Genomic DNA, 23,688 nt, shown 5'->3' with positions numbered 1-23,688 from the left:
AGTACGTCGATGTTGATTTTTTCATAAGGAAGGTGAAGACAGTGGCAAGATTGGAGTATCGGCTCTTATTGGATCATGAAAAATATGAGCTGCTTTATTTTTACGGGAATATTGACTTGGAACAAATCATTGCTCGGCGCGAATGCGAATTTTTTGTGAAAGAAGGGGTAACGTATAAGCAGCTTTCGTCTGCTTTGGAAAAAGGAACATTTATCATTTATGTAGAAAAATATGGTGATGGCATAAAAGAAGATGAAGTTGATGATAACGGGCTTTTGCTTGAAGTTCGCGAGCTAAACGCTAACGAGAACTACCCGCTTATTACAACGTTAAAGCTTTATACTCATCTTGAGGTCATGAGCTATATCGGCAGTTCCTTTACTTATTTTCATGGAAAGGAATGGCTTCGCGACTCTGCGGAAATCAATGAAGACAGAAGATTGTACGTTCTGTATGTGACACCGACCGGTTTAATATTGGAGCAAGAGGGGAACGGAATATGAATAAGACAAAAAGAATGATGATGGGGGTTTTAACGACATTAATGGCTGGTTCGTTAGTTGCTTGTAATAATACCGACGAAAGTTTGCCGCCTCCAAATGATCAAGATTGCGATGATTGGGAATGGGATCCGTCTACAAGTACATATGTGTGCGATGATGACGACAGCGCGTATTACCGCCATTATTATTATGGCGGAAGATATTATCCTTCCAAACGCAGTTTAGAGAAATCATCGTCATACAAAAGCTATCAAACGACTCAAGAATTTCAAAACCGGGCGAAATCGGGAATCGGTTCAGGGACAAAAGGCGGTTCATTTGGAGGATAATGATGTACTCTTTAAAGGAACATAGGGAGCGCAGGGAGCAATTTTATAAACGGATGGAAGGATTTTGGCCGGATTTATACAATGCGGAATATGCGTTGTTTGATTATTATGCTTTAACGAAAAATGAAGTGGAAGCAATCATGAACGCGACAAACCGAATTGGGCACATTTATCGAAAAACAGCACGGCTGCTTCGGAGACTGCCGGAAGAAACATTACAGCTACTGGGCTTTCGTGCTGAAGTCATTCCATATTTGCGCATATCGGTGCTTCCGGAAGAAACGGTTATTGCCAGAGCAGATTTAGCCTATGTCGATCAAGAGTTTAAGTTAATTGAACTGAATGCCGATACTCCGACATTTATTCGCGAAACTTTTGATATTAATGAGCACATTGCTAGTGAGTTTCATTCACAATCTCCTAATGCCGGTGCAGCGGACAGATTAGCGCTCGCTTTAAAAAGTGCGATTGAACGGTCATTTTATGCTATACGCGGAAATGGGAACCCATATGTCGTCTTTACCTCACATGAGGACCATATAGAGGATAAAGAAACAGTGCGCTACCTCCAACGTTTAAGCGGGGTTACAGCAGCCTATGTTCCCCTTCATGAACTGCGCGTGATTGCAGAAGATGTTCGTTTAAATGATGGAAGCATTTTAAAACGCGGTCTATATGACAGCAAAGGAAACCGAATTGATGTATTGTATCGGCAAACATATCCGCTTGAGCATTTGCTTGAAGACCGCTCTCCCGATGGTGAAGAAGTAGGAAAATTATTGCTGCAGCTATGGAACGAAGGAGAAGTGGCCCTGATCAACCCGCCATCTGCGTTTTTGTTGCAATCGAAAGCGGTTCAAGCATTAATATGGGGGTTGCATGAAGAAGGAAACCGGTTTTTTACAGAAGAAGAACATGGCTGGATTTCACAACACTTTTTGCCTACTTATTTAGATGAAGAATATTTCTTGTCGAAAAAACAGACATATGTACAAAAACCTGCGTTTGGGCGTGAAGGGGATACGGTCGTCATTAAGAATGAAGAAGGAAATCCGATTTTTGCAGACCTTCAGCAAACGTATGTCGATGAAATTCCTGTTTATCAGCAATATGTTTCCTTGCCGGAAGCGATAGTAAAGACGGTAAAAGGATATGAAACTGTAAGACTTTTGCCTACTTGTTTTTTAATTAACGGAGAAGCGATGGGAATCGGCTTGCGCGCAGGCGGAATGATTACAAATAATTTATCTTATTATTTGCCGGTGATGATAGAAGAGAAAGGATGAAAGTGATGTCGTATATAATCAACTTTTTTATTTATACATTGTTGGGTTTCGTGTTGATGGGAGTTGGGATTGGTTTATTCAGCCTGACAACGAAGTTTTCCGAACGGAAATTAATTCGTGAAGGAAATATGGCAGTAGCGTTAAAGTTATGGGGGAAAGGGATTGGATTAGCGATTGTCATTTATGCCGCTTGGAGCAACAGTGTCAGCCTGTTCGATGCAGTCATGTGGGGAACGATCGGGATTATTACGCAAATTCTTGCCTACCTGGCTCTTGAGTATATTTTTACGCCAAAGACGAACTTGGCAAAAAAGGTCGAGGAAGGTAATCTCGCTGTCGGTTTCAGTTTATTTGCGATTTCCATTATTGTCGGTTTGATTGTGGCTGGAAGTATGTCCTATTAACGATTCTAAATCATTCACTATGTGGCTACACTGCATAGTGGATGATTTTTTATTAAAAGACTGAGTAGTCATTCACGATATGGCAGTTTATTGCATTAAATAGTAAATGAAGATATAAGCAAATGAGGGATGATTATATGCGTTTACAAGGTAAAACAGCCGTTATTACAGGTGGAGCAAACGGAATTGGTTTAGAAGCTGCAGCTCTTTTTGCAAGGGAAGGAGCTAAGGTAGCGATCGTGGACTTTGATGCTGCAACAGGTGAAAAAAGAGCAGAGGAGTTAAAAAAACAAGGTTTGCAAGCGGCGTTTTTTCAAGTAGATGTGGCTGAGCGCATAAGCGTGGACAAAATGGTTGAAGATGTTGTGAATCACTTTGAAACCATTGATATATTAGTGAATAATGCTGGTATTACAAGAGATGCGCTGTTAACGAAAATGTCTGAAGAACAATTTCAACAAGTACTCGATGTGAACTTAAAGGGGGTGTTTAATTGCACTCAGGCGGTTGTTCCATATATGATTGCCAAAGGAAAAGGAAAAATTATTAACACTTCTTCCGTTTCCGGTGTTTATGGGAATGTAGGACAAACAAACTATGCCGCGGCCAAGGCAGCGGTCATCGGAGTGACGAAAACATGGGCGAAAGAGCTGGGACGCAAAGGAATTAACGTCAATGCAGTCGCACCTGGCTTTACGGAAACGACCATGACAGCGAAAGTCCCGGAAAAAATTTTGAATCAGATTGTGACAATGATACCGTTACAGAGGCTCGGTAAACCTTCAGATATTGCTTATGCTTATTTATATTTAGCGTCTGATGAATCCAACTATGTAAACGGTACCGTATTACATGTCGATGGCGGAATTATGATGTGATGAACATGAAAAAGCCCAATGAATCAGTGCAGTTGCGCCAATTTCATTAATGCAGCAGTGAACTCAATGATTTTTCCGAATGGTTTCCGGTGTTTGTCATTATCGTCATGATTCCTTTTACTTACAGTATTGCTGACGGAATGGCATTTCATTCTTTATCCGTTATTAAAAATAGCAACGGGGAAGACAAAGGAAGTATCCTACCGCTGGTGACCGTTTCGATTTTATTGCGTTATATAATAGATGAAAAAAGCTGACAAGGTGATTGAACTTGAAAATTTATACCTTAAGTCAGCTTTTTTTATTCATTAATAAGCTAGTATTTTTTCTTTCCGCGTTGAAGAAGAAGTGCGCGGCAAAGATTGAATGAGCGGAAGATAGACACATACTTGTGTTCCTTTGTTTACTTCGCTTGTAATCTTAATGGTTCCGTTCATCGATTCGATAATGCGGTAGACAACCATCATGCCGAGCCCGGTTCCTTTTGTGCCTTTTGTTGTGAAATAAGGCTCACCGAGGCGTTCAATTTGTTCTCCTGTCATTCCAACGCCGGTATCAGAAATTCGAATCAGCACGTTATTTTTATCGAGCGATACATAAATATCTAATAATCCCCCGTTTGGCATCGCTTCAATTGCGTTTTTTATGATATTAAGCAAACACTGTTGGAACTTGTCCCGCTCACCTTTCACGTGAAGAGGGATGAGAGACGTTTGAATTTCCACACTGCTCATGTTGGCTAATGGTCGTAAAATATCAATCACTCGTTCAATTTCCGTCTTTATGTTGAGTTTTTCCACACATTCAGGAGCCGGCTTGGCAAACGTCAGGTAGTCTGTAATAATCGCTTCTGCTCTATCAAGTTCTTCAACGGCGATTCTAATATATTCCTTTCGTTTTTCTAAAGGGAGATGATGTTGCTCTAGTAATTGCATAAATCCGCGTGATGCGGTTAATGGATTGCGCACTTCATGAGAAATCGAGGCAGCTAGATGGCTGACTACTTCCATCTTTTCTGCGCGAATAATTCGTTTGCGAACTTCAATATTTGCTTGCAAAGCCTCTCTTAAATAACAAGTTAGCAGCATGCTGAGCGGTTGAATCGGCAAATAAACGAGCCACATCGTCCAGAAGAAATCGGAAACGTCGTATAAAAGCCGAACCATGATAATCATTAGCATTCCTGAAAAGGCAGATAACACAAAGCTAAGTAAAATTTTTTGCTTTGAGGATAAGGTTATAAACTTTTTGGATAATAATAGACAAATCAATGTTTGAAAAACGGCGGAAATGATAGTGACAATCAATCCCTTTCCACCAAAAAGGGAACGATAGCCAATTGTAATCATACATAAGAATATGCTCGCAAGCGGTCCGCCATATAGTCCGCCTAACCAAAAAGGAATTTGTCGTAAATCGAACATATATTCTTTATCAAAACTGACAGGAAAGGTAATACAGAAGATGATGGCAATCGCTGCAGAAGCAGTTAAAATATGACGTTTTATTTTTTCTGAGACATTCTTTTCTTCTATCCACAACGTAATAACAAAAATCGGTAATAAAATAAAAAATAAGTTTAATAGAAAATCTTTAATAATCTCAAGCATTGGTGTCCGTCCTTTAACATATATGAAATTTGTTATTATTTACAATTTAGTCACTTTTTCAACAAAAATGACTTACGTTTTACATTGTAAATGAAATTTAGCTAAGATGTTAAGACTGAATCTTTCGAGTTTTTATAACACAAATCTTCATGATTCAACATTTGCAGCAATCATAGATTGTGAAAATAAGTTCATAATGGGGATGATTCAAATTCCGGCTGTTCAATGGTAACGGTTCTTAATTGAACAAGTGCGAAACCAGTCCGCGCACTTTCTTTTTGTCGTTTAATGTTTGTTTTTGTAATCATTTCATACTCTTTAGTACACAATTTGCTGATTTTTTTCTATTTATTATTCATGGAATAATTTTTTATAATTTTTAATATAAGTGAGTAATGAGCAAAATGATGGGGGAGTGATGTTCAATGATGAAAGTTTCCTGCAAACAATTGACGCGCTGGATTCAGCAAAAACAACCGGTCACGATTAAAACAACGCAAGGGGAAACAACTTTTCTCATCGTAAAATTATATGAGGATGCTAAAAAATTATTTGCCTATGATCGGCAGGCGAAGTTAACAAAAATCGCATTAGATGATATTATTTCTATCCAGCCAGTTCGAATTTACGGTTCGTTTTATGTGCAAAATCGTCTCGTAAAAGCAATCTGGTAACTCTCTCATTTTTTAAGAGGGAGTTTTTTTTATTGATGAATTATTGTATAGTTAAGTTTAATCAATACCATTTCAGGGGGAGAGACAATTGGAAGGTAAACGCATTGTTTTATGTGCATCGAGGAAATTGGAGGAAATGAGTACATTAATAAAAAAGCAGGGAGGAATACCGCTGTTAAGGCCTGCACAAGGCACTGTATTTGCCAGAGAGGAAGAGTTGAAGGACGATCTTCGTACACTTATTGAAACAGAAGCAGATTGGTTTGTATTTACAACGGGGATCGGTGCGGAAGCGATTTTTTCAGCGGCTGAGAAGTTTGGATTAAAAGAGGAGCTTGTCGGGCGAATTCAGGGGGCACATGTAGCGATTCGCGGCTATAAAACATTAGCGGCCTTAAAAAAGATAGGAATTACGCCGCATGTTTATAGTGATGATGGGACGACGAAGGGATTAATCAATGCGCTGAAAGAGTTTGAGTTTAATGGAAAAAGCGTTGTTATTCAATTATACGGAGATACTGCACCGGCATTAAAGCAGTTTTTTGCCCAAAGAGGAGCAAAATATTCAGAACTATTGCCGTATCGGCATGTTGCTCCGGATCGTGAAATTCTTGAACAGCTTTATAACGAGATTACAAGCGGCGAAGTCGATGCGGTTTGCTTTACCGCAGCGATGCAAGTGAGATTTTTATTTGAGTTTGCAAAAGAATATAAGGATGTTGCATCGCTTCAGCGGGCATTTGGTCATCATGTCGTCGCCGTAGCGGTTGGAAAAGTAACTGCTGAATCTCTCTATGAAGAAGGGGTTGAGCGCGTCATTGCACCGCAATTGGAACGAATGGGAGCGATGATTATTGAGCTGTCTAACTTTTTTAAAAAGGAGCTAAAAGAAGGATATAATGTCTAAAGTCTTCTTTTTCTAGAAACATGTTTCAGCGAGTTTGTTTGTTCTGAAAAGAACCGAACAGCTCGCTTTTTTTATGCGAACAAATTTTCTTGTTTTGTGTTATAATAAAGGCTACATGATTGTTTAGTTTAGAAAGAGTCAGGTGGTTTTCTTGCGTTATCATACTCATGTTGTAACATCATTGGCGATTGGTGCAGGCATTGCCTCGCAAACTTCCTTATCGTTTACGATTAGCTATGCTGCGGGAATTATCATCGGCAGCTTGCTTCCGGATATTGATGAGCCGAATTCTTATGTAGGCAGGCGGTCACTGGGAATGTCCAATAAAGTAAAGCAGGCATTTGGCCATCGCGGAATGACTCATTCCCTTATTATTTGGGCCATTATGGCTGCTGTGCTGCTTTCAGAGTCCCATTCTTTATTTTCTTTTGGCTTCATCATCGGTTATTTACTTCATATTATCGAAGACTTTTTTTCGGTTCAGGGCATTCCGCTTTTTTGGCCGTTTCAGACAAAGCGTTATAAATTTTTTATTACGTATCGGACTGCCGGTTTTTTAGAAATGGTCATTTTTTATCTTTCGTTTGCGCTGTTTATCTATATAGGTGTGAATCATCATCTATTTTCTGAATTATTTCAGTCGCTTATTACCTTTTTGCGACGATTATTGTAAAATGAAGTTCTGAGAAGCATTTGTGTTTATTTTTTAGTTTTCCATAGTAGAAGGATTAATGCAGGATAATAGAAGAATGAAACTTTTCCGAGTCGTTTATCGTATATACGGCATGTAGACGCAAACGGTTTCGTTTTGCAAAAGAGGTGGTCATATGGAAGCACCGTTGGAATTACTTATATATGTATTTCTTTTTAGCGCGTTTTTTACGACGATGAAGTATTATTTTATTTACCAAAAAGGAAATAAATGGTTTATTCATCATATTCGTCTAGATGATATGGAGAGTGAAAAAATTTGTCGATATTGTTTAACCATCTATCCTTTTCGAAATTTTTTTGTGTTGCAGCAGAGAAAAATTCCTCACAGTGATCCATCGCGAACTGATGATGAAGGAAGCAGGCTCCTTGTTTTTCCATAACGCCATGAAAAACAAGGAGGAAACCATATGAAAGGAAAATTATTTCTTCTTTTTTTGTTAGTAGTAACCGTTTTAAGCGGCTGCGGTACAAATGCACCGATTACCGAAAACAGCCAAGGAATTTGGAATCATTATTTTGTCTATCCGATGTCGAAAATTCTTTTGACGTTAGGTGCTTTTTTTGGCGATAATTATGGACTAGCCATCATTACATTGACGTTGATTGTCCGTTTCTTGTTATTGCCGCTCATGTTAAAGCAATTTCAAACGACTTTAGCGATGCAAAAGCTTCGTCCGGAAATTCAACGCCTTCAAGAAAAATATAAAGGCGCTGATTTACAAAAACAGCAACAAATGCAGCAAGAAATGATGCAGCTGTATCAAAAGCACGGCGTGAATCCGATGAGCGGCTGTCTCCCAGCGCTCATTCAAATGCCGATTTTTATGGCGCTTTATTACGCGATTTCGCGGACGCAAGAAATTAAGCTTCATTCATTTTTATGGGTGCAGCTTGGACACCAAGATCCATATTTCATTTTACCGATTCTTGCTGGTTTAACGACGTTTATTTCCATGCGTCTTTCACCATCTGTTACCGAAGAAACATCAAAGCAGCTGGTGATGATGTCATACATCATGCCGGTAATGATTTTCGTTGGCGCAAGCTCTGTTCCATCTGCTTTGTCGCTTTATTGGGTCGTTAGCGGATGTTTTTCCATCATTCAATCGCTCATTTTCCGAATGCAGCTAAAATCGTCAACAGTGAAACAAGATAGCCAGACGTCATAAAAATCATAAAGCGAACTCCATAATAAAAAGGGGCTGACATTTTGCTTGAGGGTCAGCCCTTTATGAATTCGCTTCTTTACTTTATTTTTCCTTGTTTTCGTAAAATTTGCTCCATTTCTTCAACAAGGGAGCCAAAATAATGTAAAAGATTTGTAATCGGCTCTGGGGAAGTCATGTCCACTCCTGCTTTTTTTAATAATGAAAGCGGCTCAGCGGACGTGCCGGCACTCAAAAACTGAAGATAACGTTTTGTTGCCCCTCCTGTCTCATCTTCATTCATCTGTTTTACAAGTTCATATGCTGCAGCGATGGCGGTTGCGTATTTATATACATAAAACTGGTCATAAAAGTGTGGGATGCGAAGCCAGCCCAGTGCCGCTTCCTCATCGGTTTGATAAGCATTTCCATGATATTTTCCCAGCAGTTTGAGCCATAAATCGTTTAATTCCTCTGCTGTTAAGCTTTCTCCACGGCGCACTTTGTCGTGTATCGCTTTTTCAAACTCCGAGTACATGACTTGTGTGTAAACCGTTCCCTTTATTTGATCAATTTGTTTGTTCAATAAGTAAAGCTTTTCTTCATCTGTTTTTGCTTTGCCGAGAAGATAGTTCATCATCAGTAATTCGTTCGCTGTCGAGGCCACTTCCGCCGTAAAAATCGATTGGCCAGAGTGATAATAAGGCTGCTTTTTGTTTGTATAAAGAGAGTTCATGGCGTGGCCGATTTCATGAGCGATCGTCAGCATTTCATCAAGCGAGTTGTCATAATTAAGCAAAATAAAAGGGTGAGTATCATATGCTGACGTATTATAACCGCCTGTATATTTTTTATCGCGCGGAAAAACGTCGAGCCAGCGATGTTCAAACGCATATTTGACGTTTGTCACATATTCTTTTCCAAGCGGTTTTAGTCCTTCAAGAATAACTGTTTGCGCCTGTTCAATTGGGAATTTCATTTTTTTCGCAACCGCCTCGTTGACAAGCGGGACGTACATATCATATCCGTGCACTTTGTCTATATGAAGGACATTTTTGCGCAGCTCGATATAACGATGCAAATAATGAAGATTGTCATTGACGGACGATAAAAGGTTCGTAAAAACGTGCTCCGGTACATCATCAGCTGATAAAGCGGCATGGAGGCTGGATTTGTACCGCCGCGCTTTCGCATACAGTTCGTCTGCTTTAACAGAAGCATACAATGTCGCAGCGGATGTGTTTTTGATGACTTGATAACTCGTAAAAAACGCTTTAAAGACGCGTTTTCTATACTCCCGGTTCGTATGTTCTAGCTCGGCCAGATAGTTTCCGCCTGTTAATTTGATGCTTTTACCGTTTGCCTTCTTTATAACTGCCGGAGTGTAGTCGCCGCGTGAGGCGTTGTTATAAATGTTTTCTGGGTCATTCATCATCGGGGCGAGTTTGGCAAGCAAGGCTTCTTCCTTTTTCGATAGAGTATGCCGTTTTCTTTTCACGATGCTTTCAATGTAACGGGCATATTGACTTTTTTTTAGGGCATTTAATTTGTTTTTTGGCATGGCTAAAATTTCCGGTTCCATAAAAGCAGCGGCTGCAGCGTATTCCGAAACGAGCTTTTCTGTTCTTGCCTTAAGGTGTGCAGCTTTTTTGTCTTCAATGTTCAAATCTTGCTTTAAGTGAGCGTACAAAGATAATTTTTCAATTTTACGGGAAATGGTTTCGTTTAGCTGCAAAAACTCTACAAATTTTGTTTTTTTACTCAATTTACCTTGATAAGCGGAGATTTTCGCAAGCATTTTCGAGACCGCTTCAAAATCTTTATCAAAATCTGTTTGTGACGGGTAAATGTCGGCTAAATTCCACGTATATTTTTCGATGTTTTGTTCCGTCGATTGCTGTTCTTCGGCGCTTATTTTTGTAGGAAGTGCTATGCCGGCTGATAACGAAATCACCAGCAACATGGTGCACAGCTTTCTTATTTTTAACGAAAATAACCTTTTGTTCAACGTCCTCCATCTCCTTCCTTTATTTTCCCGCGTGTATGTAGTATGTGTCAGAAAAAGAGACTTAATCGATGATAGGCTAGAAAAATTTTTACTACGAAAGAAGGTATGTGTGTTCGTGCAGTCTAATTAAATACATACACAATGCTAAAGGAGAAGGTGCGTATCGATTGTAAATGCAGCCGTGAGTTTTAAGGTGTTGACTTGGAGCGGTCATAGCGTTATTTCAGCTAATTGCTTGGAACAGAATACATAACGGCAATGTCGAGTTATGTCAAAGAAGCAGCTTAATAATAACGCTAAAAGACTGCAATGATTTACGTAATTTACAATTTGTAAATTTTGTTACATAATAAAAACTTGTCTATACATAAAAACAACATACGGAGGAATAAAAATGGAACGAATCCGCTTGGCTGAAGATTTGACGTTTTCTCGTATTATTCATGGGTTATGGCGTTTAGCAGAATGGAATTATTCAAAAGAAGAAATATTAAACCTCATTGAGTTTTGTTTAGAAAATGGGATTACGACATTTGATCATGCCGATATTTATGGCAGTTATACATGCGAAAAATTATTTGGCGATGCCCTTAAGCTTAAGCCGGAACTACGAGATAAGATGGAAATTGTGACAAAGTGCGGCATAAAGTTAGTCTCTAACAATCGTCCTGAACACCGAATCAAACATTATGATACAAGCAAGAAACATATTATCGAATCGGTCAACCGTTCGTTACAAAATTTTCAAACGGATTATATTGATGTCTTACTGATTCACCGTCCGGATCCATTCATGAATCCAGAGGAAGTGGCGGAGGCGTTTGCGAGATTAAGAGAAGAAGGAAAAGTCCGTTATTTCGGGGTTTCCAACTTCAAACGTTCGCAATTTAATATGCTGCAATCGTATTTGGATTTTCCGCTAGTAACAAACCAAATCGAGATTTCTGCCTATCATCTTGAAAATATCGAAGACGGAACGCTGGATTTATGCCAAGAAAAGAGAATTCCACCAATGGCGTGGTCACCGCTTGCCGGCGGAAGAATTTTTACGTCTAACGATGAAAAAGCCATTCGTCTCCGTCAAACATTGGAAAAAATCAAAGGTGAAGTAGGTACAACAAGTATTGATGAAGTATTATATGCATGGCTATTGGTTCATCCAGCGCGCATTATGCCGATTGTCGGTTCAGGCAAAAAAGAACGGATCGAAAGTGCCATCCGCGCTCTGAACGTAACGATGGGCCGTGAGCAATGGTTTGAAATTTTACAAAGCTCCATGGGGCATCAAGTGCCGTAAGTTTGATGAGGGAAGCATGAAGTGTAAGAGGCTGTCTCATATAAGGGTCTGACCTTACATGTGTTTCACAATATATTGTTCATTTATGCCATATTATGGTCCTATATATTGTGTTGTAGGGCTGACCCTTAGCTCTAAGGTGAAACAATATTTGTATAAAACGAATTGACAAACGGTAAAAATGACATGTAGTATAAACACACAAATTAAACGTTTAAACTTTTAAACATTCAAACATTCGGGAGAGGGGATGAGCGAATGGGGAAAAAAGCTATCGAAATTTTCCGCTCATGCATTCCTTTATTTCAAACATTAAGTGACCCACACCGCCAAGATATTATTTTGTTATTGGCTGAACATGAAGCATTGACGGTCAATGAAATTACAGAGCATTCACGGCTATCCCGTCCGGCCATTTCACATCATCTGAAAATTTTGCGCGATGCCGGTTTAGTGAAAGTCGAACAAAAGGGGACTCAGCGTTACTATATCCTTTCAATCGAATCAGCGGTTCAATTATTAAAGGAGTTAATTCACTCTGTTGAAGACGAATGCCTTTAGGTATATCTAAAGGTCTTTCATTTGAACAGAATGTTTAAACATATAAAATTTTTAGGGAGGATTAAGAGATGGAAAGAGAAACGGTATTCATTACAGGAGCATCAAGTGGAATTGGTTATGAGTTCGCAAAGCGATTTGCGAAGGAGCGATATAATATCGTTGCCGTTGCGAGAAGTGAAAATAAATTACAGGAGTTAAAGCAAGAATTAGAAGCGAAGTATGGAATCCAAGTGTGGATATACACAAAGGATTTATCCAATCAAGATGAAGTTTCCGCATTATATAAAGAGATCAAAAAAGAAAACATTACTATTGATATATTAATTAACAACGCGGGATTCGGATTGTTCGGAGAGTTTATAGAAACGAATTTAGACGAAGAATTAAAAATGATTGATTTAAATATAAAAACGCTCACTCATTTGACGAAACTTGCCGTCGTTGACATGGTAAAAAGAAATAAAGGAAAAATTTTAAATGTTGCTTCTACCGCGGCGTTTCAGCCGGGGCCGCTAATGGCTGTCTACTATGCGACAAAAGCATATGTGTTATCATTTACCGAAGCGTTACAGAACGAATTAAAAGGAACGAACGTGACGGTTTCCGCTCTTTGTCCGGGACCGACAGAAACAGGGTTTTCCGATCGTGCCAATTTAGGTCAATCGAAATTGTTTAAAAGCGTTGGTGTTATGAACGTTCATCAAGTAGTAGAAGTTGGTTATGATGGTCTATTCAAAGGCGGGACGATTATTATACCGGGATTGAAGAACCGTTTACTGGCAATAGGTGTACGATTTTTACCGCGAAAAGTGGTTACCTCCATTGTGAGAAAGGTGCAAGAGCGTGAAGGAAAGTAGACGGAAAGATGTGTTTTTCTCGGAAGTGTGTTATGTTTAAGATAAATGATTTATAAAGCTGAGGAGAAAGAAAAAGTATGAAAGTCATTATCGCTGAAAAACCGGACCAAGGGATCACGCTCGCCTCGCCATTTCAAACAAAAAAACATGAAGGCTACCTTGAAATTTTGCCGAATGAATTGTTTCCGAGAGGGGCGTATATGACATGGGCGGTTGGCCATCTTTTTCAGCTTGCTCCGCCCGAGCATTACCGCCCGGAATGGAAACAATGGACGCTCGAAACATTGCCGATTATTCCTGAACAGTTTCAATATGAAATCGAAAAATCGAAAGCGAAACAATTTAAGATTATAAAAGAGTTGCTAAGAAAACCGGAAGTGACGGAAATGATTCATGCGGGAGACGCCGGGCGTGAAGGAGAATTAATTATCCGAAACATTATTAAAATGAGCGGCGTGAAAAAGCCGATGAAGCGGCTCTGGATTTCCTCGTTGACACCGAAAGCGATTTATGAAGGTTTTAAGAGCTTGTTAGATGAAAGTGAAACAAGAAATTTATATTATGAAGCATATGCAAGAGCATGCGCCGATTGGTTAGTCGGCATGAATGCTTCAAGAATTTACAGCATTTTATTGAAAAAGAAAGGGATGAACGACGTCTTTTCCGCGGGACGTGTCCAAACACCGACACTGGCGTTAATCGTGAAGCGTGAAAAAGAGATTGAAAATTTTAAGTCAGAACCATTTTGGGAAGTGCTGGCGACATTTCATATAGACGGGAAGCAATATGAGGGAAAGTGGATAAAAGATCATGAGTCCCGCTTGAAAGACAAAGAATTAGCAAAGAAGATTGCAGAGTTTTGTCGGAATAAAGCGGCCGAAGTGAAAGAAGTGAAAACGGAGCGAAAAGAGTTTCAGCCGCCGCTTTTATTTAACTTGTCATCGTTACAAGCAACGGCAAACAAGCTGTATCAGTTTTCTCCGAAAAAAACACTCGATGTTCTGCAAAGCTTATATCAAAAAGGAATTGTTTCGTACCCTCGCTCTGATTCGAACTATGTGACGAGAGGGGAGGCGGAAACATTTCCGGACATTTTGCAGAAAGTATGCAGATTACCAGAATATAAAGAGCTTTTTCCGCTTCCGAATCCTTCGATTATTCATAACAAACGGTATGTCAATGAAAAAAAGGTGACGGATCACTATGCGATTATTCCAACGGAACAAGTGACCGATCCGAATAAGCTATCCAACGACGAACGGAAAATTTACGATTTAGTCGTGCGCCGTCTTATCGCTGCCCATTACGAACAGGCCATTTTTGACTATACAACGATGATCACTCTCGTCGATAAGAGAGCGGAATTTGTTTCCAAAGGAAAACAGCAAATACAAGAAGGCTGGCGGAAAGTCATTTTTCATCGTGACGATGAGGAAGATGCGGTGCTGCTTCCAGAAGTTCAAGAGGGGGAAAAGGGTCGCGTAGTACACGTCAAAGTGAAAGAAGGAAAAACGCAGCCGCCAAAACGATATACAGAAGGTCAACTCATTACCCTTATGAAAACAGCGGGGAAGTTTCTTGACAATGAAGAGCTGGAAAAAGTGTTAATGAAAACAGAAGGTCTCGGGACGGAAGCGACACGTGCCGGCATTATTACGATGCTGAAGGAACGAAAATATATTGAGGTAAAGAAAAATCAAGTGTATGCGACAGACAAAGGAAAAGTGTTGATCGAGGCGATAGGGGATAAAATTTTAGCCTCGCCGGAAATGACGGCAAAATGGGAGCAGCGCTTAAGCGAAATCGGTGAAGGAAAAGCATCAGCGGCAAACTTTATGGAACAAGTGAAGAAACTGTCAGCGAAAATTATTCAAGATGCGATTGAAATGTCGGAAACATGGAACTTCGCCGGCCTTGATACCGATTCTATTCAACGAACAAAATCGAAAGCGACGCTTGGAAAAACGGTCGGCAAATGTAAACTATGTGATGGATCGGTGATCGACAAAGGAGATTTTTACGGCTGTTCTAATTATGCGAAAACGAAATGTTCTTTCACGATTTCGAAGATGATACTTGGAAAAAAGATTTCGCAAACAAACGCTAAAAAATTGCTGCAAAACGGAAAAACCGATCTCATTAAAGGATTCAAAAAAGGTGAAAAAACGTTTGATGCGTTTTTAGTATGGGACGAAAAGCAGAAGAAACTCTCTTTCTCTTTCAAAAATGAATAGGAGAATGGTAAAGTGTAAATCCTGCTTCTTTGTTTGAAGGAAGCAGGATTTATGTATTTTAGAGGAATTATTTTTTAACAGGAGGATAAATTCTATCTTAAAATCTTGAACGGAGGCTACTTTTTCATGGATATTCAAATGGTTATGAAACCACCTTTGAGATTGATTGGAATAAAGGACTCTATCTATTTGTATTTTTCGTATATCTAATAACCAAAAAGGTCATAATAAGATACGAGATAAAGCCAATCACACTTAAACTTTTGAGTAGAGTCGTTGAATTTGTTGTGAATTCAGAAATCATAGCTATGAAAAAAATGATACCAAGACCGGTATAGAGAAGATATATTTTCAAATAGGTGAACATTTTTGTCCGTTTATTCATTATTCATTTTCTCCATATATTTCTCCGGTTCTTGAAGTGAGGTAAATCCGAACGGCTTATAAAACGCATGCGCATCTTTTGTCACTAAACAGAAACGGCGAACTCCAGCGACATCAGGATGCTCTAATATACATTGTAATAACCATGTGCCAAGTTTTTTTCCACGATCATTTTCATCGATAAACACATCGCATAAATAGGCAAATGTAGCCCCATCGGTGATGACGCGGGCAAAGCCAATTTGTTCATTCCCATCAAACAGAGAAAAACAAAGAGAATGTTCAATCGATTTCATAATCGTTTCCCGCTTTCGCTTGTTTGCCCAGTATGAACGGGCTAAAAAATCACAAACCTTGTTCAAATCGATTTTGCTGCGATCGGTTGAAACAGTAAACGTTTCTTTTGTATATTCTTTCATTTGAAACAAAAGAATCACTCTTTCTCTTTTTTTGAAAATTATATCCAATTCATCAAAAGATAGGCAATAAAAAATTTTGGATATGAAGATTTTATATTACACTATAAACCGTATTAAAAATGATTTTCAAAATACTATTTTTAACAAAAATATACGATAAAAATATTATGTTAACTTATCTTAACAAAATCGGTTATGTATGGATTATATGTTTTGCAATACATTATAAAATGAAAAAAGTTTTTCTTCGTTTATGGAAAATGGATAATAGAAATCTGTGAGGTGAGCTAATCGATTAAGCACAATAGTCAGCTATTTTACCAATCGTTGAAAAACACCTGGCTTATCAATAATGCGTATATTTATGTCGTCGAAATCAGCCCCCACTGAAGTTTAACATGTTCACCGAGAAGTCTCCCACCTCTAAGAGAAGTGTAGGTGGGAGAGGTTCATCACGTTTGATACATAAATGAGCGATGGTAACTGTCTGTCGGTAGCTTAAAGGTTCCTTCACGCTGGTCAGCTCCTAATCTCTCTTCGTTCAAAATGTTGTGGGAAATTTCCTTAAACCGACGCCAAAGATTCCATATCAAAATGATGATTCAAATAAGAAACAGTAGCAGAAATTAAAATTTTTGCCGCGTAAAGCATGGCCCGCTCGTCAATATCAAATTTCGGATGATGATGCGGATAATGGGCACCGACTTCAGGGTTGCCAGCTCCAGTAAAGAAGAATACACCGGGAACTTTTTGTAAATAATAAGCGAAATCTTCACCGCCCATCACTGGCTCCATTTCCAACACATTTTCTTCACCAACTACTTGTTTAGCGCATTGAACGAGAAATTCGGTTTCTTTTTCATGGTTGTAAACGACTGGATATCCCTTTTCATAATCGAATCGATAGGAAGCGCCGACACTTTGACAGAGAGCTTTTAAATAATTTTCCATTTCGTGAATGATAAAATCTTGTGTTGAGCTATCAAACGTTCTTACTGTCCCGACGATTGAGGCTTGATCGGCAATGACATTAAAGGCCCCGCCGGCATGAAACGAGCCGACAGTCACAACAGCCGGTGTTAAAGGATTCAATCTTCGGCTAACAATGTGTTGCAGCCATTGAACATACGTTGTTCCTATCACAATCGAGTCGATTGTTTCATGCGGGGCCGCACCATGACCGCCTTTTCCGTGAATGGTAACAGTAAATTTATCGGCGGCAGCCATGATCGCCCCTTTTCGATAGCCGACCGTTCCAATTGGAAGAGTAGACCATAAGTGAGTACCAAAAATAACATCCACATCGTCTAAACAACCGTCTTCAATCATCGCGATCGCTCCGCCGGGCGCTACTTCTTCAGCAAATTGATGAATGAGTACGACCTTTCCTTTTAATAAGTGGCGATGTTCTTGTAATACTTTGGCAACCGCCAGTAAAGTGGCTGTGTGCGCATCATGTCCGCAAGCATGCATAACACCCGGAATTTTTGAACGGTATTCTACCGTTTTTTCATCTTGAATAGGCAGTGCATCAAAATCAGCCCGCAGCGCAACCGTTTTTCCTCGTTTTTCACCGTAAATGATGCCGACGACCCCTCTGCCTCCGACACCCGTTTTTACCTCAATTCCCATATTTTTTAAATATTCAGCGATTTTTTTCGGTGTCTGTTCCTCTTGGAATGATAGTTCAGGATATTGGTGAAAATATCGACGTAAGTCCACCATTTCTGGAAACAATTTTTCAAGACGCTTCCATAATTGCTTCATGATGAATCCACTCCTTATCCAGTTAATCGTTATGTTGAGAGCACACTTTCTTCTTCAGCGTAAAAATTATAGAACTGTATATAAAGTACGTGAACTCAACATGAATGTTAAAAAAGTTATTTTAGTGAGTATTATAATAATTCTAAATTTTAATATCTATATAAAAAACAACAAAAAAATATATGGATAGAGAATAATCCTCCGAAGCTTTGCTTTTTTTATTTTTTTAAAGGAATTTGCTTCACGGTTGTCTAAATATACTTATGTATAAATCATAGTGGGGAAGGGGAATGCATCGTGAAAACAGCTGATTTATGCGATCAATTTTTGGAGCAGCTGCAAGTTTGTAAATTATCGTTCCATTCTTATGGGGGGAAAAAAGAATTTTCAGGACCGATTGCGACAGTAGAGGTATTTGAGGATAACGTGCTTGTTCGTGAAGCACTCGAAACGGTTCCGAAGGGCTCTGTTCTTGTCGTTGATGGAAAAGGTTCACGAAATTGCGCGCTTTTAGGAGATCGTCTTGCACAAATTGCCTGCGAGCGTGAATTAGCTGGAGTGATTATCAACGGATGTATTCGTGATTCGGCGGAAATAGCAACGATGCCGCTCGGTGTGATGGCGGTTGGAACTTGTCCGGTAAAAAGCAAAAAAGAAGGAACAGGGAAACGGGATATTGTTCTTGAATTTGGGGAAGTCCGCTGGAAGCCTGGTGCTTATGTTTATGCGGACAGTGACGGGATTGTCGTTTCTGATTCCAAGTTATAACGAATACATGAGATAAAGCGAATGATCACATCCTATCCATGAAGGAGGGATAGGGTTATATGGAAAAACAAAAGGACAAAAGCATCGAAAAAAACGAAGTTACAGAAGCTGAAACAGCAATGGCGGAATTTAGTATAAACGCAGTATTCTATGCGAATGACACACATTCAGATGCACTGCCAACCTATATAAACAACAACACTCCAGCCATTAAGATTTCAAAATAAAGACAAAAAGTCGACATTCGTATAGAGTGTCGACTTTTCACCCTTTAATCATGTAAGTCGCTTTTATCTTTTTGCGATTTATTCCGCTTATTGCCTTTACTGTTGTCACCGCTCATCGCTTCTTGTGAAAAGATGGTTGGATCTTGTTGCGGTGAATTTTGGTTCATGCTGCCTTTATTATACTTTTTTGTCATAATGAACACACTCCTTTTCATCTTTTTATCATGTCCAAGAAGGAAACCTTTATACAAAAATGAGGTGCTAAACTTGTGAAGACGTTTAATTGGCATAAAGAAGCAGAAAAGAGTTGGGATGAACGTGCGCACTTTTGGAATCAGAGCAGTGAGGAAATGTGGGAGCATGGCAGCCGTAAAACCATTGTTCCGCTTATTTCAAAGCACATACCAAAAGGAAGTTATATCGTTGATTTAGGATGTGGAGACGGTTACGGTTCTTGGAAATTATCACAAGCCGGCTATCATGTTGTTGGCATTGATTTGTCGAGCGAGATGATTGAAAAGGCAAAGTCGCGAGGCGAGAGTGAGCAGCTTCAATTTCTCCAAGGAGATTTAACGAAATTACCGTTTCCTGATGAAACGTTTTCTGGGGCGATGGCGATTAACTCGATTGAGTGGACAGAAAGGCCGCTTGAAGCTCTTAATGAAATGAGAAGGGTGTTAAAAAGCGGACATCTCCTTTGTGTCGGGCTGCTTGGTCCAACTGCTGCCCCAAGAATGAACAGCTATCGGCGGCTTTATGGGGAGCCGGTTATTTGCAACACGATGATGCCGTGGGAGTTTGAAAAATTGGCGCAAGAAAACGGCTGGGAGCTTGTTGACGGCCAAGGTGTTTACAAAAGAGGGGTTACTCAGGAAATGGTCGCACAGCTTCCGGATGAACTGAAACAAGCGTTGACGTTTATGTGGTTGTTTATGTTGCGCAAAGTGTAGAAAAAAGACAGTGTGCCCTTTATAAAAGGGGATGACATGCACAATAGACAATCATTAATGAACAAAATGGTTTCCGGAATCACTCATCAAATATTCACCTCTATATAATTCATCGTATAAACATCTTGAATGAACCTCTCCCACCTACACTTCGCTTAGAGGTGGGAGACTTCTCGGTGAACATGTTAAATAAGTGATTGAAAGGGAATGGACAAAGGTAATTTCAAAAAATAGAGAACGAACCTCAGAAAATAAGGAGAGGCTGTCACATTTTGAGCCAGCCTCTCTACATGTTAGCTGGCGGCATATTTTTCTTCCCATTTATGCCGCCATTTATTTCTTCTCTCCATTCGCGGCCCTTTATAAAGATGCTTATATTTTTTCCAATGAGTTTTCCATTGTTTTCGTCTTTCTGCGCGCACAATAAATCATCCTTTCTATGTTGTGAGTTGTCTATTTTATCACACAATAACTATACTATTCGTGAATTTGTTTGCCGAACCCTTTGACTATTATTGTCGATCTGTATGAAGTTTTTGGGGAATATGACGAGAGTTCTTCGTCTGTGAAAGCAAAAATCCATCAGTTAACGATGGACTTTTTTGATGATTATGATATAAAAAGAGTTAGTTATGTCATAAAATAAGGAGACTCAATGATGTGGCGCAGGAGAGCAGGATGGATATTGATCATTGTTTCAACGTTATTATGGATTGTTCCTTTTATATCCCCTTTTTTGCCGGTTTCAACAGCAATAAAAGCCGCTGTTGGCGGTGCTGCTGTTGTCTCAGCGGAAGTGCTGTTTTGGCTTGGTGCGGTCATTATCGGGAAAGACGTTGTGGAAAAATACCGCAAATCTCTGTTCAGATGGAGGAAAAGAGAGAAAGAAAGCGACCAGCCATAAAAAATGAGGTTGTCTCATAAAGGGTCTGAGACAACCTCATTTTTAGTGTTTAGTTAGTATAGACAGAAACGGACTACTCCCATTCATAAGGAGTTTCCTGATATACATAATAATTCAGCCAGTTCACAAACAACAAGTTGGCATGTGAACGCCAAGTATTGAGCGGCTCTTTCGACGGGTCATCGTCAGGAAAATAGGATTCTGGAATTTGAATCGGCAACCCTTTGGCGAGATCGCGTTCATATTCTTCCTTTAAAGTTGTCGCATCATATTCTGGATGACCCGTTAAGAAAATTTGTTTGCCGTCGTTTGATGCAACAAGACAAACACCTGCTTTTTCCGATGAAGATAAAATCATTAAATCAGGCACTTTTTCAATATCTTCGCGCAACACATCCGTGTGACGGGAATGAGGGACGCGATATACATCATCGAAGCCGCGCAACAGCTTGACATTTTTCTTTTCAAGATAGTGTTCAAAGATACCGAAACATTTTTGCGGCAGCATATATTTTGGAATGCCGTAGTGATAGTAAAGACCTGCTTGTGCCCCCCAGCAAATGTGCAATGTCGATGTCACGTTTGTTGTTGTCCACTTCATAATTTCTTTCAGTTCTTCCCAATATGTAACTTTTTCGAACGGCAAATGTTCAACAGGTGCGCCTGTAATAATCATGCCGTCATATTTGCGGTGGCGGATTTTCGGAAACGTCGTATAAAATTGGTCAAGGTGATGTTTTTTTGTCGTTTTCGCTTCGTGCGTTTCCGGCCGCAAAAATGTAATATTGACTTGCAGCGGCGAATTTCCTAAAAGGCGGAGAAGCTGTGTTTCCGCTTTTTCTTTTTGCGGCATTAAGTTGAGAATGATAATATTTAATGGACGAATATCTTGAGAGTACGCCCGGTCTTCATCCATGACGAAAATATTTTCCTGTTCTAATATTTCTTTTGCCGGTAGATTCCGTGGAATGTTAATTGGCAAAGATCATCAACCTCCTGCTCTTTATTTAAATAAGTTAATTATAAAAATATTTAAACATTTCTTCAATTCATTTTTTTTCGAATCAACTTATTTTTTCATTGGGTGAGAAAGAACTGGTTATGATAAAATAAATCGTGGCTTGCGAAATTTTGAATTTTTTGACGCTGGAGGAAGAAAAAATGACCTTGACAACAAAGATGAAATCGGATATTGAAATCGCTCAAGAGGCGGAGTTAAAACGCATTCAAGAAATCGCAAAAACACTCAATATTTTAGAAGAAGAATTAGAGCCATATGGTCATTATAAGGCAAAACTTTCTCTTAATATCATGAAACGCCTTGCCGCAAAACCTGACGGAAAAGTCATTTTAGTAACAGCGATTAATCCAACTCCTGCCGGAGAAGGAAAATCAACGGTAACGGTTGGGCTTGGGCAAGCATTAAATAAATTGGGAAAGAAAGCGATTATTGCGATGCGGGAACCGTCTTTGGGACCTACAATGGGGATAAAAGGCGGAGCGACAGGCGGCGGGTATTCACAAGTGCTGCCGATGGAGGATATAAATCTTCATTTTACCGGGGATTTACACGCAATCACAGCAGCAAATAACGCATTAGCGGCGTTAATCGATAATCACATTCATCACGGCAATGAGCTACGGATTGATACGCGGCGAATTGTTTGGAAACGGGTTGTTGACTTAAACGACCGCGCTTTAAGAAAAGTTGTTGTCGGCTTAGGCGGACCGGTTCAAGGGGTGCCGCGCGAGGACGGTTTTGACATTACCGTTGCTTCTGAAATGATGGCGATTTTCTGCTTGGCGACGGATTTGCAAGATTTAAAGAAGCGCCTTGCGAAAATTGTTGTTGCGTATAACGTTGATAAGCAGCCGGTTACTGTGGCTGATCTTGGCGTTGAAGGAGCGTTAACGCTTCTGTTGAAAGATGCGTTAAAACCGAATTTAGTACAAACGATTGAGCATACTCCAGCACTCATTCATGGCGGTCCGTTTGCGAATATTGCCCACGGCTGCAATAGCGTCATTGCGACAAAAATGGCGCAAAAGCTTGGTGATTACGTCGTGACAGAAGCAGGATTTGGCGCTGATTTAGGAGCGGAAAAGTTTTTGAATATGAAAGCCCGCATTGCCGGAATTAAGCCAGAGGCCGTTGTCATCGTTGCAACAATTCGCGCGTTAAAAATGCACGGCGGTGTTTCGGAGCAAGAATTACATATGGAAAATGTCGCGGCGCTGCGTGCAGGTTTGAGTAATTTACAGAAGCACGTTGAAACGATTCAAGCATTTGGCTTGCCGTTTGTTGTGGCGATTAACCGCTTTATAACAGATACAGAAAAGGAAATCGATACATTCAAAGCGTTTTGTGAAGAGCACGGTTATCCGGTTGCGTTAGCAGAAGTATGGGAAAAAGGCGGAGAAGGCGGAATTGACTTAGCCCGCAAAGTATTGGATGCGATTGAAAGCGGCCATAACTCGTATGCTCCTTTGTATGACGTAAATGAATCTATTCCCGATAAAATTCGTAAAATCGCTCAAGTAGTATATGGAGCGAAAGATGTAGAGTTTTCAGTAAAAGCAAAGAAACAAATCGAGCAATTTGAGACGTTTGGTTGGAGTAACTTGCCGATTTGTATGGCGAAAACGCCATACTCATTGTCCGATGATCCGAACAAGCTTGGCAGGCCGACAGACTTTACAATTACCGTGCGCGAATTTAAACCATCGCTTGGTGCCGGGTTCCTTGTCGCGTTAACCGGCGATATCATGACAATGCCGGGCTTGCCGAAAAAGCCGGCGGCGTTAAATATGGACGTTGATGAAAACGGAAACGCGGTCGGACTTTTCTAAAAGGAGCATGCG

26 protein-coding genes are annotated in these 23,688 nt (G+C 39.8%); 19 read left to right on the top strand and 7 right to left on the bottom strand.

Going from position 1 to position 23,688, the window contains the following annotated elements; genetic code table 11:
- Positions 1-41: 41 nt before the first annotated feature.
- The 5 genes from B0I26_RS10865 to fabG all read left to right on the top strand — a co-directional run bounded on the left by B0I26_RS10865 (position 42) and on the right by fabG (position 3,400).
- Positions 42-503 (top strand): hypothetical protein, encoded by a 462-nt coding sequence (locus tag B0I26_RS10865; RefSeq protein WP_111645460.1) that lies wholly within the window; start codon positions 42-44, stop codon positions 501-503.
- A complete protein-coding gene (locus B0I26_RS10860) occupies positions 500-832 on the top strand; it encodes a hypothetical protein (protein ID WP_111645459.1) in 333 nt (110 codons plus the stop codon). The genes B0I26_RS10865 and B0I26_RS10860 overlap by 4 nt, the downstream gene beginning before the upstream one ends.
- 2 nt (positions 833-834) lie before the next feature.
- Entirely contained in the window at positions 835-2,118 is a 1,284-nt protein-coding gene (locus tag B0I26_RS10855) for a glutathionylspermidine synthase family protein (protein ID WP_111645458.1), read from the top strand.
- A 5-nt stretch (positions 2,119-2,123) separates the two neighbouring features.
- Entirely contained in the window at positions 2,124-2,522 is a 399-nt protein-coding gene (locus B0I26_RS10850; protein WP_111645491.1) for a DUF350 domain-containing protein, read from the top strand.
- A gap of 137 nt (positions 2,523-2,659) precedes the next feature.
- Positions 2,660-3,400, top strand: a complete 741-nt coding sequence (gene fabG, locus B0I26_RS10845; RefSeq protein WP_111645457.1) for a 3-oxoacyl-ACP reductase FabG — start codon at positions 2,660-2,662, stop codon at positions 3,398-3,400.
- A 308-nt stretch (positions 3,401-3,708) separates the two neighbouring features.
- On the opposite strand, the gene B0I26_RS10835 is transcribed toward fabG, so the two are convergent.
- The gene (locus B0I26_RS10835) at positions 3,709-5,010 is read right to left on the bottom strand and encodes an ATP-binding protein (protein WP_111645456.1); all 1,302 of its coding nucleotides are present in this window, start codon (positions 5,008-5,010) and stop codon (positions 3,709-3,711) included.
- 428 nt (positions 5,011-5,438) lie between these two features.
- Here B0I26_RS10835 and B0I26_RS10830 point away from each other — a divergent pair, with 428 nt between their 5' ends.
- From B0I26_RS10830 to yidC, 5 genes are all read left to right on the top strand, one after another.
- Complete coding sequence (locus tag B0I26_RS10830) at positions 5,439-5,684, top strand: hypothetical protein (RefSeq protein ID WP_111645490.1); 246 nt, start codon at positions 5,439-5,441, stop codon at positions 5,682-5,684.
- 88 nt (positions 5,685-5,772) lie between these two features.
- The gene (locus B0I26_RS10825; RefSeq protein WP_111645455.1) at positions 5,773-6,591 is read left to right on the top strand and encodes a uroporphyrinogen-III synthase; all 819 of its coding nucleotides are present in this window, start codon (positions 5,773-5,775) and stop codon (positions 6,589-6,591) included.
- Positions 6,592-6,742: 151 nt separating this feature from the next.
- A complete protein-coding gene (locus B0I26_RS10820; protein WP_111645454.1) occupies positions 6,743-7,264 on the top strand; it encodes a metal-dependent hydrolase in 522 nt (173 codons plus the stop codon).
- Positions 7,265-7,418: 154 nt separating this feature from the next.
- Positions 7,419-7,685 (top strand): hypothetical protein, encoded by a 267-nt coding sequence (locus tag B0I26_RS10815; protein ID WP_111645453.1) that lies wholly within the window; start codon positions 7,419-7,421, stop codon positions 7,683-7,685.
- A 27-nt stretch (positions 7,686-7,712) separates the two neighbouring features.
- Positions 7,713-8,474, top strand: coding sequence for a membrane protein insertase YidC (yidC, locus tag B0I26_RS10810; protein ID WP_111645452.1), 762 nt, complete (start codon positions 7,713-7,715; stop codon positions 8,472-8,474).
- 76 nt (positions 8,475-8,550) lie between these two features.
- On the opposite strand, the gene pepF is transcribed toward yidC, so the two are convergent.
- Positions 8,551-10,458 (bottom strand): oligoendopeptidase F, encoded by a 1,908-nt coding sequence (pepF, locus tag B0I26_RS10805; RefSeq protein ID WP_245934761.1) that lies wholly within the window; start codon positions 10,456-10,458, stop codon positions 8,551-8,553.
- A 394-nt stretch (positions 10,459-10,852) separates the two neighbouring features.
- On the opposite strand from pepF, the gene B0I26_RS10800 reads away from it, so the two are divergent.
- From B0I26_RS10800 to B0I26_RS10785, 4 genes are all read left to right on the top strand, one after another.
- Entirely contained in the window at positions 10,853-11,755 is a 903-nt protein-coding gene (locus tag B0I26_RS10800; RefSeq protein WP_111645451.1) for an aldo/keto reductase, read from the top strand.
- A gap of 258 nt (positions 11,756-12,013) precedes the next feature.
- The gene (locus B0I26_RS10795) at positions 12,014-12,316 is read left to right on the top strand and encodes an ArsR/SmtB family transcription factor (protein WP_111645450.1); all 303 of its coding nucleotides are present in this window, start codon (positions 12,014-12,016) and stop codon (positions 12,314-12,316) included.
- A 68-nt stretch (positions 12,317-12,384) separates the two neighbouring features.
- Positions 12,385-13,173 carry an SDR family NAD(P)-dependent oxidoreductase gene (locus tag B0I26_RS10790; RefSeq protein ID WP_111645449.1) on the top strand — a complete coding sequence of 263 codons (789 nt, stop codon included), beginning with the start codon at positions 12,385-12,387 and terminating at the stop codon, positions 13,171-13,173.
- Positions 13,174-13,250: 77 nt separating this feature from the next.
- On the top strand, positions 13,251-15,407 hold the full coding sequence (locus B0I26_RS10785; protein ID WP_111645448.1) for a DNA topoisomerase III: 2,157 nt from the start codon (positions 13,251-13,253) through the stop codon (positions 15,405-15,407).
- Positions 15,408-15,784: 377 nt separating this feature from the next.
- Here B0I26_RS10785 and B0I26_RS10775 read toward each other — a convergent pair whose 3' ends face one another.
- Positions 15,785-16,210, bottom strand: a complete 426-nt coding sequence (locus B0I26_RS10775; RefSeq protein ID WP_111645488.1) for a GNAT family N-acetyltransferase — start codon at positions 16,208-16,210, stop codon at positions 15,785-15,787.
- A gap of 564 nt (positions 16,211-16,774) precedes the next feature.
- Entirely contained in the window at positions 16,775-17,977 is a 1,203-nt protein-coding gene (locus tag B0I26_RS10770) for a M20 family metallopeptidase (protein ID WP_111645446.1), read from the bottom strand.
- Between the two features lie 297 nt (positions 17,978-18,274).
- Here B0I26_RS10770 and rraA point away from each other — a divergent pair, with 297 nt between their 5' ends.
- On the top strand, positions 18,275-18,745 hold the full coding sequence (gene rraA, locus B0I26_RS10765) for a ribonuclease E activity regulator RraA (RefSeq protein WP_111645445.1): 471 nt from the start codon (positions 18,275-18,277) through the stop codon (positions 18,743-18,745).
- A 59-nt stretch (positions 18,746-18,804) separates the two neighbouring features.
- Positions 18,805-18,972, top strand: a complete 168-nt coding sequence (locus B0I26_RS18290; RefSeq protein ID WP_181502847.1) for a hypothetical protein — start codon at positions 18,805-18,807, stop codon at positions 18,970-18,972.
- A gap of 44 nt (positions 18,973-19,016) precedes the next feature.
- Here the strand turns inward: B0I26_RS18290 and B0I26_RS18285 are convergent, their stop codons facing one another.
- Positions 19,017-19,166, bottom strand: a complete 150-nt coding sequence (locus B0I26_RS18285; RefSeq protein WP_181502845.1) for a hypothetical protein — start codon at positions 19,164-19,166, stop codon at positions 19,017-19,019.
- A gap of 75 nt (positions 19,167-19,241) precedes the next feature.
- On the opposite strand from B0I26_RS18285, the gene B0I26_RS10760 reads away from it, so the two are divergent.
- A complete protein-coding gene (locus B0I26_RS10760; protein ID WP_111645444.1) occupies positions 19,242-19,922 on the top strand; it encodes a class I SAM-dependent methyltransferase in 681 nt (226 codons plus the stop codon).
- 293 nt (positions 19,923-20,215) lie between these two features.
- On the opposite strand, the gene B0I26_RS18860 is transcribed toward B0I26_RS10760, so the two are convergent.
- A complete protein-coding gene (locus B0I26_RS18860; RefSeq protein WP_281268702.1) occupies positions 20,216-20,344 on the bottom strand; it encodes a hypothetical protein in 129 nt (42 codons plus the stop codon).
- A 236-nt stretch (positions 20,345-20,580) separates the two neighbouring features.
- On the opposite strand from B0I26_RS18860, the gene B0I26_RS10755 reads away from it, so the two are divergent.
- Positions 20,581-20,826, top strand: a complete 246-nt coding sequence (locus tag B0I26_RS10755) for a transporter suffix domain-containing protein (protein WP_111645443.1) — start codon at positions 20,581-20,583, stop codon at positions 20,824-20,826.
- Between the two features lie 73 nt (positions 20,827-20,899).
- Here the strand turns inward: B0I26_RS10755 and metA are convergent, their stop codons facing one another.
- The gene (gene metA / locus B0I26_RS10750; protein WP_111645442.1) at positions 20,900-21,808 is read right to left on the bottom strand and encodes a homoserine O-acetyltransferase MetA; all 909 of its coding nucleotides are present in this window, start codon (positions 21,806-21,808) and stop codon (positions 20,900-20,902) included.
- 179 nt (positions 21,809-21,987) lie between these two features.
- Here metA and B0I26_RS10745 point away from each other — a divergent pair, with 179 nt between their 5' ends.
- The gene (locus B0I26_RS10745) at positions 21,988-23,676 is read left to right on the top strand and encodes a formate--tetrahydrofolate ligase (RefSeq protein WP_111645441.1); all 1,689 of its coding nucleotides are present in this window, start codon (positions 21,988-21,990) and stop codon (positions 23,674-23,676) included.
- Positions 23,677-23,688: the final 12 nt, after the last annotated feature.

Origin of the sequence: Paranoxybacillus vitaminiphilus, from assembly GCF_003259935.1 — a bacterium.
GTDB classification, from domain to species: domain Bacteria; phylum Bacillota; class Bacilli; order Bacillales; family Anoxybacillaceae; genus Paranoxybacillus; species Paranoxybacillus vitaminiphilus.
Note: the sequence above shows the minus strand (reverse complement) of the source record. Positions and strands in the feature narration are given on the sequence as shown.

Bases quoted from the DNA above. Each gene is read 5' to 3' on its own strand.
- B0I26_RS10850 (WP_111645491.1), top strand. From the start codon at position 2,124: ATGTCGTATATAATCAACTTTTTTATTTATACATTGTTGGGTTTCGTG.
- B0I26_RS18285 (WP_181502845.1), bottom strand. From the start codon at position 19,166: ATGACAAAAAAGTATAATAAAGGCAGCATGAACCAAAATTCACCGCAA.
- B0I26_RS10785 (WP_111645448.1), top strand. From the start codon at position 13,251: ATGAAAGTCATTATCGCTGAAAAACCGGACCAAGGGATCACGCTCGCC.
- B0I26_RS10830 (WP_111645490.1), top strand. From the start codon at position 5,439: ATGAAAGTTTCCTGCAAACAATTGACGCGCTGGATTCAGCAAAAACAA.
- fabG (WP_111645457.1), top strand. From the start codon at position 2,660: ATGCGTTTACAAGGTAAAACAGCCGTTATTACAGGTGGAGCAAACGGA.
- B0I26_RS10855 (WP_111645458.1), top strand. From the start codon at position 835: ATGTACTCTTTAAAGGAACATAGGGAGCGCAGGGAGCAATTTTATAAA.
- B0I26_RS10815 (WP_111645453.1), top strand. From the start codon at position 7,419: ATGGAAGCACCGTTGGAATTACTTATATATGTATTTCTTTTTAGCGCG.
- B0I26_RS10835 (WP_111645456.1), bottom strand. From the start codon at position 5,010: ATGCTTGAGATTATTAAAGATTTTCTATTAAACTTATTTTTTATTTTA.
- B0I26_RS10800 (WP_111645451.1), top strand. From the start codon at position 10,853: ATGGAACGAATCCGCTTGGCTGAAGATTTGACGTTTTCTCGTATTATT.
- B0I26_RS10775 (WP_111645488.1), bottom strand. From the start codon at position 16,210: ATGAAAGAATATACAAAAGAAACGTTTACTGTTTCAACCGATCGCAGC.
- yidC (WP_111645452.1), top strand. From the start codon at position 7,713: ATGAAAGGAAAATTATTTCTTCTTTTTTTGTTAGTAGTAACCGTTTTA.
- B0I26_RS18290 (WP_181502847.1), top strand. From the start codon at position 18,805: ATGGAAAAACAAAAGGACAAAAGCATCGAAAAAAACGAAGTTACAGAA.
- B0I26_RS10860 (WP_111645459.1), top strand. From the start codon at position 500: ATGAATAAGACAAAAAGAATGATGATGGGGGTTTTAACGACATTAATG.
- B0I26_RS10795 (WP_111645450.1), top strand. From the start codon at position 12,014: ATGGGGAAAAAAGCTATCGAAATTTTCCGCTCATGCATTCCTTTATTT.
- B0I26_RS10790 (WP_111645449.1), top strand. From the start codon at position 12,385: ATGGAAAGAGAAACGGTATTCATTACAGGAGCATCAAGTGGAATTGGT.
- B0I26_RS10770 (WP_111645446.1), bottom strand. From the start codon at position 17,977: ATGAAGCAATTATGGAAGCGTCTTGAAAAATTGTTTCCAGAAATGGTG.
- B0I26_RS10755 (WP_111645443.1), top strand. From the start codon at position 20,581: ATGTGGCGCAGGAGAGCAGGATGGATATTGATCATTGTTTCAACGTTA.
- B0I26_RS10745 (WP_111645441.1), top strand. From the start codon at position 21,988: ATGACCTTGACAACAAAGATGAAATCGGATATTGAAATCGCTCAAGAG.